The sequence below is a fragment of the Paenarthrobacter sp. CC6 genome (genome assembly GCF_040560085.1).
Taxonomy (GTDB): Bacteria; Actinomycetota; Actinomycetes; order Actinomycetales; family Micrococcaceae; genus Arthrobacter; species Arthrobacter nicotinovorans.
Map to the genome: position 1 here is coordinate 1 of NZ_JARDAN010000034.1, position 15362 is coordinate 15362.

At 63.0% G+C, this 15362-nt stretch carries 16 protein-coding genes and 1 pseudogene; 8 read left to right on the plus strand and 9 right to left on the minus strand.

Annotated elements, in window-relative coordinates; translation table 11 throughout:
• The 6 genes and pseudogenes from PV760_RS20845 to PV760_RS20870 all read right to left on the minus strand — a co-directional run.
• Positions 1-230 (minus strand): annotated as a pseudogene (locus PV760_RS20845) (urocanate hydratase); the annotation flags it as partial.
• A 34-nt stretch (positions 231-264) separates the two neighbouring features.
• On the minus strand, positions 265-1176 hold the full coding sequence (locus PV760_RS20850) for an ABC transporter substrate-binding protein (RefSeq protein WP_354628611.1): 912 nt from the start codon (positions 1174-1176) through the stop codon (positions 265-267).
• A 77-nt stretch (positions 1177-1253) separates the two neighbouring features.
• Entirely contained in the window at positions 1254-1994 is a 741-nt protein-coding gene (locus PV760_RS20855; protein ID WP_354628612.1) for an ABC transporter permease, read from the minus strand.
• The gene (locus PV760_RS20860; protein WP_354628613.1) at positions 1967-2617 is read right to left on the minus strand and encodes an ABC transporter permease; all 651 of its coding nucleotides are present in this window, start codon (positions 2615-2617) and stop codon (positions 1967-1969) included. The genes PV760_RS20855 and PV760_RS20860 overlap by 28 nt, the downstream gene beginning before the upstream one ends.
• Positions 2614-3720, minus strand: a complete 1107-nt coding sequence (locus PV760_RS20865; protein WP_354628614.1) for an ATP-binding cassette domain-containing protein — start codon at positions 3718-3720, stop codon at positions 2614-2616. The genes PV760_RS20860 and PV760_RS20865 overlap by 4 nt, the downstream gene beginning before the upstream one ends.
• Positions 3717-4403 carry an IclR family transcriptional regulator gene (locus tag PV760_RS20870; protein ID WP_354628615.1) on the minus strand — a complete coding sequence of 229 codons (687 nt, stop codon included), beginning with the start codon at positions 4401-4403 and terminating at the stop codon, positions 3717-3719. The genes PV760_RS20865 and PV760_RS20870 overlap by 4 nt, the downstream gene beginning before the upstream one ends.
• A gap of 244 nt (positions 4404-4647) precedes the next feature.
• On the opposite strand from PV760_RS20870, the gene PV760_RS20875 reads away from it, so the two are divergent.
• The 3 genes from PV760_RS20875 (at position 4648) to PV760_RS20885 (ending at position 9002) form a co-directional block, all read left to right on the plus strand.
• On the plus strand, positions 4648-5847 hold the full coding sequence (locus tag PV760_RS20875; protein ID WP_354628616.1) for an allantoate amidohydrolase: 1200 nt from the start codon (positions 4648-4650) through the stop codon (positions 5845-5847).
• Positions 5844-7199 (plus strand): formimidoylglutamate deiminase, encoded by a 1356-nt coding sequence (locus PV760_RS20880; RefSeq protein ID WP_354628617.1) that lies wholly within the window; start codon positions 5844-5846, stop codon positions 7197-7199. Before PV760_RS20875 ends, PV760_RS20880 begins: the two co-directional genes overlap by 4 nt.
• 330 nt (positions 7200-7529) lie before the next feature.
• Positions 7530-9002: a sugar porter family MFS transporter gene (locus PV760_RS20885; protein WP_018780178.1), complete on the plus strand. Its 1473-nt coding sequence runs from the start codon at positions 7530-7532 to the stop codon at positions 9000-9002.
• Positions 9003-9058: 56 nt separating this feature from the next.
• On the opposite strand, the gene PV760_RS20890 is transcribed toward PV760_RS20885, so the two are convergent.
• The 3 genes from PV760_RS20890 to PV760_RS20900 form a co-directional block, all read right to left on the minus strand.
• A complete protein-coding gene (locus PV760_RS20890; protein WP_018780179.1) occupies positions 9059-10297 on the minus strand; it encodes an MFS transporter in 1239 nt (412 codons plus the stop codon).
• A 32-nt stretch (positions 10298-10329) separates the two neighbouring features.
• Positions 10330-10773 (minus strand): MarR family winged helix-turn-helix transcriptional regulator, encoded by a 444-nt coding sequence (locus tag PV760_RS20895; protein ID WP_064723655.1) that lies wholly within the window; start codon positions 10771-10773, stop codon positions 10330-10332.
• 72 nt (positions 10774-10845) lie between these two features.
• Positions 10846-11316, minus strand: coding sequence for a GNAT family N-acetyltransferase (locus PV760_RS20900; RefSeq protein ID WP_354628624.1), 471 nt, complete (start codon positions 11314-11316; stop codon positions 10846-10848).
• Between the two features lie 138 nt (positions 11317-11454).
• On the opposite strand from PV760_RS20900, the gene PV760_RS20905 reads away from it, so the two are divergent.
• From PV760_RS20905 to cycA, 5 genes are all read left to right on the plus strand, one after another.
• Positions 11455-11784, plus strand: a complete 330-nt coding sequence (locus PV760_RS20905; RefSeq protein WP_039243288.1) for a PadR family transcriptional regulator — start codon at positions 11455-11457, stop codon at positions 11782-11784.
• A 1-nt stretch (position 11785) separates the two neighbouring features.
• Positions 11786-12151 (plus strand): DUF1048 domain-containing protein, encoded by a 366-nt coding sequence (locus tag PV760_RS20910; RefSeq protein WP_055974261.1) that lies wholly within the window; start codon positions 11786-11788, stop codon positions 12149-12151.
• Positions 12148-12930 carry an ABC transporter ATP-binding protein gene (locus PV760_RS20915; protein WP_354628618.1) on the plus strand — a complete coding sequence of 261 codons (783 nt, stop codon included), beginning with the start codon at positions 12148-12150 and terminating at the stop codon, positions 12928-12930. Before PV760_RS20910 ends, PV760_RS20915 begins: the two co-directional genes overlap by 4 nt.
• The gene (locus PV760_RS20920; RefSeq protein ID WP_354628619.1) at positions 12927-13688 is read left to right on the plus strand and encodes an ABC transporter permease; all 762 of its coding nucleotides are present in this window, start codon (positions 12927-12929) and stop codon (positions 13686-13688) included. Before PV760_RS20915 ends, PV760_RS20920 begins: the two co-directional genes overlap by 4 nt.
• 173 nt (positions 13689-13861) lie before the next feature.
• The gene (gene cycA, locus PV760_RS20925) at positions 13862-15325 is read left to right on the plus strand and encodes a D-serine/D-alanine/glycine transporter (protein WP_354628620.1); all 1464 of its coding nucleotides are present in this window, start codon (positions 13862-13864) and stop codon (positions 15323-15325) included.
• The last annotated feature ends 37 nt before the right edge of the window (positions 15326-15362 follow it).

Consider the following 15362-nt stretch of genomic DNA (forward strand, 5'->3'; position numbering starts at 1 on the left):
TTCTCCATGGTTTCCAGGGTCCGGGTGATCGCATCGAACGCAGCCCAGGAACGCGCTGCGCGTCCCGTACCCCCGTAAACGACCAGGTCATCCGGACGCTCGGCGACCTCGGGGTCGAGGTTGTTCATCAGCATGCGCAACGGCGCCTCGGTCTGCCACGACTTGGCAGTAAGCTCAGTACCCCGGGCGGCCTTGACCGGACGGGCACCAGTAGTGAAATCGGCAGTCATTCTTTACTCCTAAAATGCGGCAGAACGGCAGGGACTAACCCAGGTTCTTGGTCTTGAGCCATTCCTTGGCAATTTCACCGATGTCCTCGAACTTGGCCACGCGGCCGTTCATCTTGATCAGGTCTTCAGTGGTCAGGGCAGCCGAAACCTTGTCCAAGGTCTCCTTGACGGCGTCAGTGGACTTCTTCTGGTTGATGACCGGAACAATGTTCTCGGAGAGGAAGAGGTTCTTGTTGTCCTCGAGTGCCACCAGGTTGTTCTCCGCCAGTGCGGGATCCGTGCTGAAGAGGTCCGCTACCTGGATCTGACCGGAAAGGAGGGCGTTCAGCGTGAGCGGCCCACCGGCGTCGAGCGCTGAGAATTCCTTGAACTCAAGGTTGTAGACCGATTTCAGGCCGGCCACGCCGTTGAGGCGGGTCTTCCACTCCGGCGGGCCTCCGAGGACAAGGTCCTTGGCAACCGGCTGCAGGTCCTCGATGGTCTTCAGCTTGTACTGATCGGCAATGTCCTTCTTCACGGTGAGGACATCCTTGTCCTCCGCTTCGGACGCAGTCAGGACAGCCAGGCCGGAAGGGATCTTGGTGGTCAATTCCTTGGCAACGTCCTCGGAAGAAACAGCCTTGGTGGCGGAATCGAGGTACTGCAGGAGCGCCCCGCCGTACTCGGGCATGAGGTCGATGGATCCGTCCTTGAGGGCCGGGATGGTAACTTCCCGGCTGCCGATGCTGGGCTTCTCGGTGACCTCGATGCCCTTGGCCTTGAGTGCTTCAGCATAGATCTTGGCGATCAGTTGGCTTTCCGGGAAGTCGGCGGAACCAACAATAATGCTGTCACCCGAGGCCGCGGCCGCGCTATTGGAGGAGCTCAGGGGGTCGCCGCCTCCGCAGCCGCTAAGGGTGATTGCGGCAACTGCCGCCAGAGTAAAACCGGTGAGGTACTTCTTCATATCAACTCTCCTGGATCGGGCGCCGCAAGGCATGCGGCGGCCAGGTGGGGGTGGGGGGAGATGCAAATTGTGTGTGGCTAGACCGTGACGGGGGTCTTCACGGGTTCGGCTGCAGGAGCCGACTTGATGGTGCGCCGCGTCAGTCCTGGTGAGACAACACGGCGGGTGATGAAGGCAAGGAGCTGGTCGAAGAAGAGGGCCAACAAAGCGACCAGAACTGCGCCTGCAACCATCTGGCTGTAGTCGTTCTGCGCTTTGCCGTCGATCAGCAGTCGGCCAAGGCCGCCGAGCGAAATGTATGCGGCGATGGTTGCGGTCGAGATGATCTGCAGCAGCGCGCTCCGCACGCCGGACAGGACCAGTGGCAGCGAGCAAGGAAGCTGGACATCCGTGAGGATCTTCATGGTGCGGAAGCCCATGCCTTTGGCGGCGTCGACGGCGGCAGCATCCACTGCGCGAACGCCGGCGTATGTGTTGGTCAGGATCGGCGGAACTGCGAGCAGGACCAGCACGATGAGGCTCGGAAGGACGTAACCCATGCGGGACGGGAAAGCTGGCGAGATGAGCAGAACCAGGAGGATCAGCAGACCGACGCTCGGAAGGGCACGGAGCGCGTTGGCAAGGCCGGCGATCATGAACACTCCCTTGCCGGTCACACCAATGTAAATGCCAAGCGGCACCGCGATGATGGCAGCTACGGCCAGTGCGATAAGGGAGTAGAGGAGATGCTCGCCGATCAGTGTGGGGATGCCGTCGGCACCGCTCCAGTGCGCGGGGTCGAACAAGTAGTTCACGATGCCACCACCTTGGGGGTCCACGGCGTCAGCCACCGGTTGAGAAGGATGATCAGCCCGTCCAGGATCATGGCCAGGACCACGCAGAGCACGATGCCGGCGATGATCGGAGTGTAGAACCGGAGCTGGAAGCCCTGCGTGAAGAGAGAACCAAGCTGCGGGATGCCCAACAAGGCAGCCACTGACACGAGGCTGACATTGGATACTGCCGCGACGCGCAGACCGGCGCAGATGACAGGGACACCCACGGGAAGCTCAACCTTCAAAAGGCTTTGGTAGCCGCGGTAGCCCATGGCCTTCGCCGCTTGGACCGTGTCCTCGGGGACGGAATCCAAGGCATCTGCCACCACGCGCACCAGCAGTGCCACGGTGTAGACCGTCAGTGCGGCAACGATGTTAAGGGGGTCCAGGATCCTGGTGCCCAAGACCAGCGGCAGCAGGACGAAAAGTGCCAGGGACGGAACGGTGTAAAGAAGGCCCGCGATGCCCACAAGCAGCGGGTAGATTCGGCGGCTCCGGTGTGCCCACCAGCCAAGGGGCAAGGCGATCAGCAGCCCCAGGATCAGGGGGGTGACGGCCAGCAGGACGTGCCAGCCGAGCAGGAAGACAATGTTGTCGGACTGGCGGCCCAGCCATTCGAAGTTCATCGCGCCGTCTCCAAGTGCGGTTCAGCCTCGATGGCCTTGACCACGTCCGTGGCAGTGACCGTACCGATCAGCTCACCGTGCTCGTTGACCACGACACCACGTCGGCTGGGCGAGGAGAGAGCCGCATCCAGCAGCTGGCGCATCGTCCCGGAAGCTGCGGCAGGGATTCCGCTGAGGTTAAGGTTCTCCCGCTTCACCTCACCGTTGAGAAGCTCCGGCTGGGCCCAACCGAGCGGCTTCCTGCCGCCGTCGACCACCAACACCCAGGCACCCGACGCCTTGGCGCGGGCCTCCTCAGCGGAGGCGCCGAGCTGGACCACAGCTTCTTCGCCGATCGCTACTGCCCCTGCGGTCTTGGTGAATCCGAGGGAACGGTAGCCACGGTCGCGGCCCACGAAATCGGCCACGAACTCGTCGGCGGGCGAAGTGAGGAGCTCTGAAGGTGAAGCCATCTGGGCAAGCTTGCCGCCAACACGCATCACGGCCACCTGGTCGCCGAGCTTGAGTGCTTCGTCGATGTCGTGCGTGACCATGATGATGGTCTTTCCGATCTCGCGTTGCAGGCGCAGGAACTCCTCCTGCAACTGGCCGCGGACCACGGGGTCGACTGCGCTGAAGGGCTCGTCCATCAGCATGAACGCCGGGTCTGAGGCGAGCGCGCGTGCCACACCGACGCGCTGCTGCTGGCCGCCCGAGAGCTGCCAGGGGTAGCGCTTGGCGAAGCTTGCAGGAAGCCCGACCCGCTCCATCAGCTCGAGGGCTTTGGTCCGGGCCTTTTGCCGGCTTTCGCCCAAAAGGACGGGCATGGTGGAGACGTTGTCCACAATTGTCTTGTGCGGGAACAGGCCTGCGTGCTGGATGACGTAGCCAATCCTGCGGCGAAGCAACGCTGCGTCCATCCCGGACGTAGGTTGGTCATCCAGGTAGATGGTGCCGCTGGTGGGTTCAATGAGGCGGTTGATCATCCTCAGCGAAGTGGTTTTGCCGCAGCCGGACGGACCAACCAGAATGGTCAGCTTGCCGGTGGGCGCCTCCAGGTTGAGGCCGTCGACGGCGACGGTGCCATCGGGGTAGGCCTTGGTGACATTTTCAAACTTGATCATTTTGCTTCCATGCTTTCCTGGGGTAGCTCATGGTTGTCGGTGGCCCAAGTGAGGACGTTGTCAGCTTCCTCCACCAATTGCTGGCCAATTTTGAGGGCCTTCAGCTCGTCCACGCGATAGCTGGGCGCGACGACGCTGAGCGAAGCCACCGTCCGTCCTCCCAGCACCACCGGCGCCGCAATGGCCGTTACGTCGTCCTCCACACCGCTGCGCACCACGGCAAAGCCACGCTCAGGCTGTTCGCCCTTGAGTACCTGGCCGGAAGCTGTTCCTTCGAGCGGGATACTCCGCCCGACCCAGCTGGAATGCCTGATCGAGTGAGTACCCTCGACGATCGCGATGTAGATTCCCGTGTCCCCAACCCCGGGAATGCTCAGATAGCAGGACTCGCGCGTTTTCGCCACGAGCCGCTTCATGGCCGGAGTGCACAACGAGACGAGTGATTCCTTGCCGAGCGCCAGTGCGCCCAGCTGGATGATGCTGGCCCCCGGGCGGAAGTTGCCGCCGTCGTCCCTCGAAACAAAACCGCTGCCTTCAAGGGTCCGGAGTAGACGAAGGGCCGTGCTCGGCGAGAGGTCCACGACCCGTGCGGCATCGCTCAGCGCGATGGCTCCCTCGGAGCACACAGCTCCCAAGAGGGCGAGCGCACGCTCAACCGTTCGTGTCGAGGAATCTGCTGCCATTGCTAGGCCTGCTTTCAAGTGGTCTGGATCACCATGTCTTGCCACTTAGTAAAAAGCAATTTTCAAAGCATGGCAATAGTCCGGGACATATTTCCCGGGATTCCGGGAAATATGTCGCCCCGGATCACAGGCACGTGACCCCATGTTTCCGCCCCGTTAAATACGCCTAACCACCCCTCAGACCCTTGCCATGTGATGGCATCTGCTTTTTACTTGGTGGCAGTCACCAAAATCGGAGGAACACGTGGAAACCGTCAATCAGCTCCTTGACTCGATCAAGGACGTAGGCCGGGATGGTGTGCGCGGAGGCTACTCCAGGGCCGTCTACTCGACACCCGAGCTCGATCTCCGGGAATGGTTCAAGGAACAGGCCGCCCAACGCGGCCTGGGCGTAGAGACAGACCGCAACGGCATCATGTGGGCATGGTGGGGCGAGCCGCAGGACGGCGCACTGGTCACAGGCAGCCACCTCGATTCAGTGCCCGGAGGGGGCGCTTTTGACGGGCCACTCGGCGTCGCTTCCGCGCTGGCCGCCGTCGATATCCTCAAGGGTCGCGGACTCCAGCCACGTCGCTCGCTGGCTGTAACTGTCTTCCCCGAGGAAGAAGGATCCCGCTTCGGCGTCGCATGTCTCGGGTCCAGGCTCCTGACAGGTGCCATCGACGTCGACAAGGCCCTGAATCTGCGCGACGCCGACGGCGGAACGTTCGCCGACGTCGCACGGTCCAACGGACTGGATCCCCGGCATGTCGGCGCCGATCCCGAAGCCCTGGCCCGCATCGGCGATTTCGTCGAACTGCACGTGGAGCAAGGCAGGGGCCTGGGACAGGACGGCCCGGCCATCGCGGTCGGAAGTTCGATCCTGGGCCACGGGCGATGGAAGCTCAGCGTCAGCGGCCAGGGAAACCATGCCGGTACGACGCTCATGGCAGATCGCGCCGATCCAATGGTGGCGGCGGCCCACATCGTCCTGGCCGTCCGCGACACCGCAGCCAAGCAACCGTATGCCCGGGCAACCGTGGGCCGTTTGACCCCGGTGCCTGGTGGCACCAATGTGATCGCATCCCGCGTCGATCTATGGCTTGACGCCCGCCACCCGGACGACGCCGTGACCGCCCGCCTCATCGAGGCGATCTACGGCGCAGCGCAGGAAGCCGCCGCGGCCGAAGGCTGCACCGCGACCCTCACCGAAGAGTCCTACAGCGGAACGGTCCACTTTGATACGGGGTTGAGCCGACGGATCGGCAGCCTCCTTCCCGAGGCGCCGGTGCTCGCAACAGGCGCCGGGCACGATGCAGGGGTACTGGCCGGCTACGTACCCTCGGCCATGCTCTTTGTCCGAAACCCGAGCGGCATCTCGCATTCCCCCGAAGAATACGTTGCTGACGAAGATGCCTCCATCGGAGCCGTTGCCCTTGCAGACGTTTTGGAGGGCCTCCTGTGAGCTCTTTCTGGTGCGAAACCGCGATCATCGCCTCGCTCCGCGGTTCGGGGTCGCCCGAGGCTGCGCGCGGGGTCCGCCTGGAAGCCCATGACGGCGTGATCACTGCCATCATGCCCGATACGCGGCCGGAAGCCGGCGACACAAAACTGGAGGGCGTCGTCTTCCCCGCCGCCGCAAATGCCCACTCGCATGCATTCCACCGGATACTGCGTGGCCGGACCCATGAAGGGCGCGGAGATTTCTGGGTTTGGCGCGAGCAGATGTACACGAGTGCCTCCGAACTGACACCCGGGAAATACGAGAAACTCGCAATTGCCGTTTTCGCGGAGATGGTTGCCTCAGGATTCAGCAGTGTCGCGGAGTTCCACTATGTCCACCATCAGCTCGACGGCGCTCCTTACAGCGAACCCCATGCCATGGAGTTGGCACTGGCACGGGCGGCGATGTCCGCCGGTATCCGGCTGACCCTCCTGGACACCCTGTACCTCGCCGGCGGAATAGGATCACCGCTAAGCCCCGAGCAGGCACGGTTCGGCGACACTGACGTGCACGCCTGGCTGCACCGCCTTGCTTCGCTCCGTGCCGCCATCGCGGCAGACTTTCCGGCCGATCGCGTGAGCGTCGGAGCTGCCCTGCACTCGGTTCGCGCAGTACCTGAGGAGGATCTGAAGGTTGTTGCTGCCCAACTGCCTGGAGACATTCCCCTCCACATCCACCTGAGCGAACAACCTGCGGAGAACCAAGCCTGCCTTGAGGCTTACGGCACCACTCCCACCGGTCTCTTGGCGCGCCACGGATTGCTGACCGACAGGCTCTCAGCTGTCCATTCCACGCATCTGACGCCCGAAGACATCACCTCTCTCGGACAAGCACGCGCCACGGTGGTGATGTGTCCAAGTACGGAGGCCGACCTCGCGGACGGGATCGGTCCGGCACGGGAACTTTCCGACGCAGGAGCCACCATTGCCCTCGGGACTGACCAGCACGCCGTGATCGATCCGTGGGTGGAAATGCGCACCCTCGAACACGGGGAGCGGTTGGGCAGCGGTCAGCGCGGGCGGTTCACGCCCCAGGAACTGTTGCAGGCGGCGACTGCCGGGGCCAACCGGTCCATGGCCACCCCGGTTGCCCGTGCGGCGCTTGAGGTGGGCACCGTCTGCGATCTCATGGCAGTGGATCCCGATTCCACCCGTACGGCCGGGTCCCGACCGCTGCAGTTGGCGTTCAGTGCGACGGCCAGCGACGTCACCGCCGTCGTCATCGGCGGCGAGCTTCTCGCCTCCCACGGCGTCCACACCCGGCTCGGCAAGCCCGGAACCCTGCTGACGGAGGCGTTGACGTCCTTCTCTTAGCGTCTCAACCGCAGCCTGGAGCGTCCGACGACGGCCCTTGAGGATGGCACCATCCTTAAGGGTCGTCGTCGTGCTTTGTGTTCAATTTGTGGACTCAAAACAAGGGTTGGAGGTCCGGACGAGCACCGTTCACGGACTCCCAGCGAACACACAGCCCGTGATCAGGGCTGAATGGGTTAAGAAAGTGAATGCATGTCACGTCCATCACCTGACTGGAACTTGGCGGATATGACGTGCCACACTGTGTAGCGCGAGTGCACCGGCGTCCCCGTCGGAACAGCCGACGACGTCACGCACCGCATTCCCACACATCTTTCCCAAGGGAGACCCATGTCCAGTCCCAGCACCGAAGCAGGCGCGCCCCACGTTTCCCGGAAGGTGATCGGCCTGGCTGTCGCCGGCGCAGTTGGCGGCTTCCTGTTCGGCTTTGATTCGTCCGTAGTCAACGGTGCGGTGGATGCCATGGCGGGCGAGTTCGCCATGAGCGAGGCTCTCACCGGCTTCGCTGTCGCCGTGGCCTTGCTCGGCTGTGCCGTGGGCGCCTACCTGGCCGGTAAAGTTGCCGACCGGTACGGCCGCATCCCCGCAATGAAGATCGGCGCACTCCTCTTCCTGGTCAGCGCCATCGGAACCGGCCTCGCCTTCAGCGTGTGGGACCTCATCTTCTGGCGGCTGGTAGGTGGCCTCGGCATCGGGCTCGCATCCGTGATTGCCCCCGCCTACATTTCGGAAATCTCCCCGCGGCACGTCCGCGGCCGTTTGGCCTCGCTCCAGCAACTGGCCATCACCACGGGTATCTTTGCGGCGCTGCTCTCCGACGCGGTCCTGGCCAACTCTGCCGGCGGCGCGGACGGAACGCTGTGGTTCGGGATCGAAGCCTGGCGCTGGATGTTCATCGCCTGCGCCGTGCCTGCTGCCATCTACGGTTGGATCGCCTTCCGCCTGCCCGAGTCGCCGCACTTCCTGGTACTCAACGGCAAGGAAGACCAGGCCCGCACCATCTTCAACAAGCTCATTCCGGGCGACGACATCGACCGGCACATCCGCGAGATCCGCGAATCCATCCAGCAGGAAAAGCTCTCCACCAAGAAGGGCTCTCTGCGCGGCAACCGCTTCGGCCTGCTGCCCGTGGTGTGGATCGGCATCATCCTGTCCGTGCTGCAGCAGTTCGTCGGCATCAACGTGATCTTCTATTACTCCACCACTCTGTGGAAGGCCGTTGGATTCCAGGAAAAGGACTCCCTGACCATTTCCGTGGCCACCTCCATCACCAACATCCTGGTGACGCTCGTGGCCATCGCACTGGTGGACCGGATTGGCCGCCGGCCCATCCTGCTGACCGGCTCCATCGGCATGGCAGTATCGCTCGGGGTCATGGCGCTGGCCTTCTCCTCCGCGGTCGGCACTGGCTCCGAGATCACCCTTCCGGGTGCTTGGGGACCCATCGCGCTGGTAGCGGCGAACATCTTCGTCATCAGCTTCGGCGCCTCGTGGGGACCGCTCGTGTGGGTGCTGCTGGGCGAGATCTTCCCCTCCCGGATCCGCGCACGCGCTTTGGGCCTGGCAGCCGCCGCGCAATGGATCGCCAACTTTGCCATCACGCTCAGCTTCCCCATCATGGCGGCAGGTTCGCTGCCCCTGACGTACGCCATGTACGCAGCGTTCGCCGCGGCGTCGTTCTTCTTTGTGATGTTCAAGGTGCCCGAGACCAATGGCATGTCCTTGGAACAGGCGGAAACGCTGTTCGTCCCGAAGGGGGCGCCGGTAGCGCCGCTTCCGGTCACCTCGGACGAAGGCAAATAGCAGACGAAGAAGCCCGGCGGATCATATCCGCCGGGCTTCTTTTGCTTGGTGGCTTGTTACACCAGGTGCGGTTCGTGGGACGACAGGAAGCTGCGGCCGCTGAACGCGATCAGGATGGCAATCACCATGGCAACTGCGCCAGCGAAGAACGGCACCTGCGGCCCGAAGTGCTCGCCGAGCTGCGCGGCGGCAAAGGGAGCCAGCGCGCCGCCCATCCAGCGGACAAAGTTGTAGCCCGCCGACGCGACGGGACGCGGCGAATCGGAGACGCCCATGGCCAGTTCCGTGTAGACCGTGTTGTTGATGCCCAGCAGGGCACCAGCCACGATGACAAGCACGACGACGGCAGTCACCGAGTGCCCGGCAGCCAGTCCCAGCCCGACGAGGTCGAGCATCAGGACAGCCAGCGTTCCGGTCAGGACCTTGACGGCACCGAAGCGCTTTTGCAGGACGGGAGCCACGAATACCGAGAACACGGCTACGGCAACGCCCCAACCGAAGAACACTCCCCCGATGCCGTAGGCATCCATTCCCAGGATGAAGGGAGTGAAGGCGAGGATGGTGAAGAAGCCGTAGTTGTAGAACAGCGCGCTGGCTGCGGTGGTGCGGAGGCCCTTGTGGCCAAGTGCGAGGAGCGGGTCCCGGAGGCGGGACTTCTTCGCCGGGGCAGGTGTCTTGGGGAGCAATGCCAACAGTGCGATAAATGCTGCGGCCATCAGGACCGCCGTGCCGAAGAACGGGGCGCGCCACTGCCATCCGCCAAGCAGGGCACCGAGCAGCGGGCCGAGCGAGATGCCCAGGCCCAGGGCGGCCTCGTACAGGATGATCGCTGTGCCGGTACCACCGCTGGCCACACCGACGATCACGGCCAGGGCAGTTGCGACAAACAGTGCGTTGCCGAGTCCCCACCCCGCGCGGAAGCCAACCAGCTGCTCAACACTGCCGGACAGGCCGGACAACGACGCAAACACCACGATGATCGCCAGGCCGATGAGAAGCGTCTTCTTGCCGCCGATCCGGGACGACACGAAACCACTGATCAACATCGCCACCGCAGTCACCAGGAAGTAGCTGGTGAACAGCAATGACACTTCACTGGTGGAGGCCTGCAGGTTCTTGGCGATTGCCGGGAGGATGGGGTCCACGAGCCCGATGCCCATGAAGGCGAAAACAGCCGCGAGGGCCGTGGCCCACACCGCTTTCGGCTGTTTGAGCAGGGAAGCCTTCTCCGCTTCGAGGGTGGTTTCGATGGTTGTTTCGGCGCTTGCTGAAGCGTCAGCCAATTGGCGTGACATTCAATTGCTCCTTGTCGGTGCGTTAATTCGTGTTAGTTCTGGAATGAGCTGTTGATTTTGCTGATGACGGGAAGTGCCGCGGCCAGCTGCTCGATTTCCTGCGCGCTGAGGCCCTGCAGCAGCTCGGCCACCATGGCATTCCGCCGTTGGTTGGCCGATTCGACGGCGGCAGTCCCGGCGTCGGTGATGGCCACCTGGACGGCGCGGGAATCGTCGGGGTCGGGTCGACGGGTGACCAGGCCGGCACGCTCAAGCTTGATGATCTGCTCTGTGGCGCTCGGGACTTTGATCCCCAGGTTCTTGGCGATGTCACCCACGCGGAGGCCGCCGTCGGAGATCATTGAGAGCAGGCTCAGCTGGGCAGCCGTCAGCTCGCCCTCCGGGTCCAGGCGTCGGAACATGTAGACGCCCAGGCGCAGTGCTTCGCGAAAGTCCTGTGCGAGGTCCGTGAGGCGGGAATCAGGAGAACCGTTCATATTTAGGTAGCCTAATAGTTAGGGACCCTAATAGTCAAGATGCAGCTGCCCACACGCGGAGGGCAGCTGCACCTAGAGCTTGAGCTTCATACCCTCATGGCTCGCAACAAACCCCAGCCGCTCGTAGAAGCGGTGCGCCGCAACCCGGGATTTGTCCGTCGTGAGCTGGACCAGCGGGCAGCCGCGCTCCCGGGCCTGGTCGATGGCCCACTGGATCATGAGCGCACCGACACCCTGCCCACGCAGCTCCCCGGACACGCGCACGGCCTCGATCTGCGAGCGCCAGGACCCCTTGCGGGACAAGCCTGGAATGTAGCTGACCTGGAAGGTGGCCACCACTTCGCCATTGAGTTCCCCCACCACCAAAAGGTGGGCCGGGTCGGCGTCGATCGCGTCAAAGGCCCGCTCGTACGGCGCCGGATCGTCGGCACTTTCGCGGACGGCACCCAGCTGGTCGTCGGCGAGCAGCGTGAGAATCCGCGGCAGATCGCCCCTGCGGGCGCGCCGCAGGGAGAACGTTCCACCCTCGACGGCGGCAGTCATCAAAGCGGGCGCGGCGGCAGGTTCCGTAGTCACGACCCCAGCATGCCACTTTCTCGGAACTTAGTGTTGCTAAGTACTGGTACTTAGTTCTACTATGTAGTGGTAGCTAGTAATACTGAGTAGCGAGGGAGGTGTCCAATGGGCAAGCAAATGACAGAGATGCTCAAAGGCACATTGGAGGGCATCGTCTTGGCCCTCCTGACCGGAAAGGCGGCGTACGGGTATGAAATCACCACGCTGCTCCGGGAGCAGGGCTTCACCGAGATCGCTGAGGGCACCGTTTACGCGCTGCTGGTCAGGATCGAACAAAAGGGGCTGGTGGACGTCGAGAAGCGGCCGTCCGAAAAGGGGCCACCCCGCAAGGTGTACACGCTCAACCCCCAGGGCGAAAAAGAACTGAACGAATTCTGGAACACCTGGAGCTTCTTGTCCGAACGGCTTGAACAGCTCCGCAAGGAAGGAAAATAACATGGCAGCAAAATGGATCGAGCTCGTCACCGGATCGCTCGAACAGAAGAAGCAGTACAAGCAAGCCAAGGCACGGTTGGATGCCCTGCCCGAGCCGTACCTCACCGTAGCCACCGCCTTCAACCGGTACTTGATGTACTACGGCGGCGTGACCGAAGGCGACACCATGGTCCAGATGTTCACGGACCTGGCGGACCTCTGGGAACGCGCAGCCATCGACGGTACGCCCGTGAGCGGGATCGTCGGCGACGATCCCATCGAATTCGCAGAGACCTTTGCCCAGGCGTACGGCGGGAAGCGCTGGATCGACAAGGAGCGCGAGCGCCTCAACAAGGCAATCGACAAAGCGAAAGAAGCTGAATCATGACTTCCACGGCAATCCGGGTGCAGGGCATAGAGAAGTCGTACAAAGATCTCCACGTCCTCCGCGGGGTGGATTTCGAGGTAGCGTCAGGCAGCATCTTCGCCCTTCTCGGCTCCAACGGGGCCGGCAAGACCACCATGGTGAAGATCCTGTCCACGCTGCTCACAACGGACGGTGGGCAGGCCGCCGTCGAGGGTTTCGACGTCGCAACCGAGTCGCTCCAGGTGCGGCAGTCCATCAGCCTCACCGGACAGTTCGCCGCAGTGGACGAGGTGTTGACCGGCAGGGAGAACCTGGTACTCGTGGCGAAGCTGCGGCACTTGAAGAATCCCGGCGGGATCGCCGACGAGTTGCTGGGCCGGTTCAGCCTCACCGATGCCGGCTCCCGCAAAGTGGCAACCTACTCCGGCGGCATGCGTCGCCGGTTGGACATCGCCATGAGCCTGATCGGCGATCCGAAGGTGATCTTCCTGGACGAGCCCACCACCGGACTCGACCCGGAAGCCCGCCTGGAGGTGTGGCAGATCGTCAAGAACCTTGCCAACAAAGGCACCACGGTCCTGCTCACCACGCAATACCTCGACGAGGCCGAACAGTTGGCAGACCGAATCGCCATCCTTCATGAGGGACGTATCATCGCCAACGGCACGCTCCAGGAGCTGAAGCAGCTGCTGCCGCCCGCCAAGGTGGAGTACGTGGAGAAGCAACCAAGCCTGGAGGACATCTTCCTGGCCCTCGTGGGAAGCACCGTAACAAGCGAGCCAGTAAAGGACAGGTCATGAACACCCACTTCTTCACAGACACCTCGGTCCTGCTGGGCCGTTCCATGCGGCACATCTTCCGCAGCGTGGACACCATCATCACCACCGCGATCACCCCGATCGCCCTGATGCTGCTGTTCGTCTATGTTTTCGGCGGCGCCATCCGGACCAACACTGAAAACTACGTCAACTACCTGCTCCCGGGCATCATGCTGATAGCCATCGCTTCGGGCATCGCGTACACGGCGGTCCGCCTCTTCACGGATCTGCAGGGCGGCATCTTCGAGCGGTTCCAATCCATGCCGATCGCGCGCTCCTCGGTCCTGTGGGCACACGTCCTGACATCGTTGGTGGCCAACGGACTCTCGCTGGTGATCATCGTCGGAGTTGCACTGCTCATGGGCTTCAGGACTTCGGCGAACGTGCTGGACTGGCTGGCCGTAGCTGGAATCCTGGCACTGTTCACCCTGGCGCTGACGTGGATCGCCATCATTGCGGGCCTTTCGGCGAAGTCCGTGGACGGCGCCGGCGGCTTCTCCTACCCGCTGATCTTCCTGCCGTTCATCAGCTCGGCGTTCGTTCCGACGGAAACCATGCCCGGTCCGGTCCGCTGGTTCGCCGAGAACCAACCGGTGACGTCCATCGTGAACACCATCCAGGACCTGTTCGCCCAGCGACCGGCCGGAACGGATATTTGGGTAGCACTGGCCTGGTGCCTGGGAATCCTCGTCGTCTCCTACGCCTTCGCGACGGCGGCTTACAAGCGCCGGAACGCCTAGCGGCCGTGTTCTGAAACCCAGCCCGATCCAACGGCCAAAGCTCCCTTTTCCACAAGGGAGCTTTCGCCATGCAGACCGATTGGCCATTGGTCAGACATTAGCTATAGCTTTATCGAACAGATTTGTAACGGCCGTCACTATTCTGACGGTTCCTCCGAAGGGTTCTTGAACTAATGTCCGACCAGACAACACAGGGGCAGCTCCGCGCCTCCAGCAGGGACAGCGAGCCCCACCTCTCACGCTCACTCAGCAACCGCCACATCCAGCTCCTGGCCATCGGCGGCGCCATCGGAACGGGCCTCTTCATGGGCTCCGGCAAGACCATCTCGGTCGCCGGGCCCTCGGTGATCTTCGTCTACATGATCATAGGCTTCATGCTCTTCTTCGTGATGCGCGCCATGGGCCAGCTCCTGCTGTCCAACCTGAACTACAAATCCTTCAGCGATTTCGCGGGCGACCTCCTGGGCCCGTGGGCCGGCTTCTTTACCGGTTGGACGTACTGGTTCTGCTGGGTAGTCACCGGCGTTGCGGACGTGATCGCCATTGCGGGCTACGCCAACGAGCTCTGGCCGGGAATCCAGCTGTGGATCCCGGGCCTGGCCACCATCATCATCCTGCTCCTCCTGAACCTCCCCACCGTCAAAGCCTTCGGCGAGACCGAGTTCTGGTTCGCGCTCATCAAGATCGTGGCCATCGTCGCGCTGATCGTCGTGGGCCTGGTCATGATCTTCACCGGCTTCCAGTCCAACGCAGGCACCGCCAGCTTCACCAACCTCTGGAGCCACGGCGGCTTCTTCCCCAAGGAATTCATGGGCTTCGTGGCCGGCTTCCAGATCGCCGTGTTCGCGTTCGTGGGCATCGAACTGGTGGGCACTGCCGCTGCAGAAACCAAGAACCCGGAGCACAACCTGCCCCGCGCCATCAACGCCATTCCCCTGCGCGTCATGCTCTTCTACGTAGGCGCCCTGATCATCCTCATGTCGGTCACCCCGTGGACCGAATTCAAGGCAGGCCAGAGCCCGTTCATCGCCATGTTCTCCCTGGCGGGCCTGGGCATGGCAGCGACTGTGGTGAACCTGGTGGTGCTCACCTCTGCCATGTCCTCGGCCAATTCGGGCATCTACTCGACGTCCCGCATGGTCTACGGCCTGGCAAATGACGGCGACGCACCCAAACTCTTCGGCCGGCTCTCCAGCCGCAAAGTACCCCAGAACGCGCTGTTCCTCTCCTGCGTCCTGTTGCTGGCCGGCGTCGCACTTCTCTACGCGGGCAAGGACGTTGGCGTGGCATTCGACATGGTGACCACCGTGTCCGCAGTCTGCTTCATGTTCGTGTGGTCCATCATCCTGGCCAGCTACCTGGTGTACCGCAAGCGCCGCCCCGAGCTGCACGCGGCCTCGCCGTTCAAGATGCCCGGCGGCGTTCCGATGGTGTGGGTAGTGTTCGCCTTCTTCGCATTCCTTGTCTGGGCGCTCACTACGCAGCCCGACACCCTCACGGCACTGCTGGTGACACCCATCTGGTTCGCAATCCTCGGCGTCGCGTACGCAGTAGTCCGCAAGTCTCCGCTCCACCAGGCCCGCGTGGCTGAGTGGAAGGCGATGTCGAAAGCGGAAACCTCGGCAGCGACAAAGTAGCCCGGACGCGCCAAGAGCGTATATGGGGCTGTGCGGT

What these genes read in the sequence shown, in the direction of transcription:
- PV760_RS20850 (WP_354628611.1), bottom strand. Translation starts at nt 1,176, where the DNA reads ATGAAGAAGTACCTCACCGGTTTTACTCTGGCGGCAGTTGCCGCAATC.
- PV760_RS20860 (WP_354628613.1), bottom strand. Translation starts at nt 2,617, where the DNA reads ATGAACTTCGAATGGCTGGGCCGCCAGTCCGACAACATTGTCTTCCTG.
- PV760_RS20865 (WP_354628614.1), bottom strand. Translation starts at nt 3,720, where the DNA reads ATGATCAAGTTTGAAAATGTCACCAAGGCCTACCCCGATGGCACCGTC.
- PV760_RS20870 (WP_354628615.1), bottom strand. Translation starts at nt 4,403, where the DNA reads ATGGCAGCAGATTCCTCGACACGAACGGTTGAGCGTGCGCTCGCCCTC.
- PV760_RS20885 (WP_018780178.1), top strand. Translation starts at nt 7,530, where the DNA reads ATGTCCAGTCCCAGCACCGAAGCAGGCGCGCCCCACGTTTCCCGGAAG.
- PV760_RS20890 (WP_018780179.1), bottom strand. Translation starts at nt 10,297, where the DNA reads ATGTCACGCCAATTGGCTGACGCTTCAGCAAGCGCCGAAACAACCATC.
- PV760_RS20895 (WP_064723655.1), bottom strand. Translation starts at nt 10,773, where the DNA reads ATGAACGGTTCTCCTGATTCCCGCCTCACGGACCTCGCACAGGACTTT.
- PV760_RS20900 (WP_354628624.1), bottom strand. Translation starts at nt 11,316, where the DNA reads ATGACTGCCGCCGTCGAGGGTGGAACGTTCTCCCTGCGGCGCGCCCGC.
- PV760_RS20905 (WP_039243288.1), top strand. Translation starts at nt 11,455, where the DNA reads ATGGGCAAGCAAATGACAGAGATGCTCAAAGGCACATTGGAGGGCATC.
- PV760_RS20910 (WP_055974261.1), top strand. Translation starts at nt 11,786, where the DNA reads ATGGCAGCAAAATGGATCGAGCTCGTCACCGGATCGCTCGAACAGAAG.
- PV760_RS20915 (WP_354628618.1), top strand. Translation starts at nt 12,148, where the DNA reads ATGACTTCCACGGCAATCCGGGTGCAGGGCATAGAGAAGTCGTACAAA.
- PV760_RS20920 (WP_354628619.1), top strand. Translation starts at nt 12,927, where the DNA reads ATGAACACCCACTTCTTCACAGACACCTCGGTCCTGCTGGGCCGTTCC.
- cycA (WP_354628620.1), top strand. Translation starts at nt 13,862, where the DNA reads ATGTCCGACCAGACAACACAGGGGCAGCTCCGCGCCTCCAGCAGGGAC.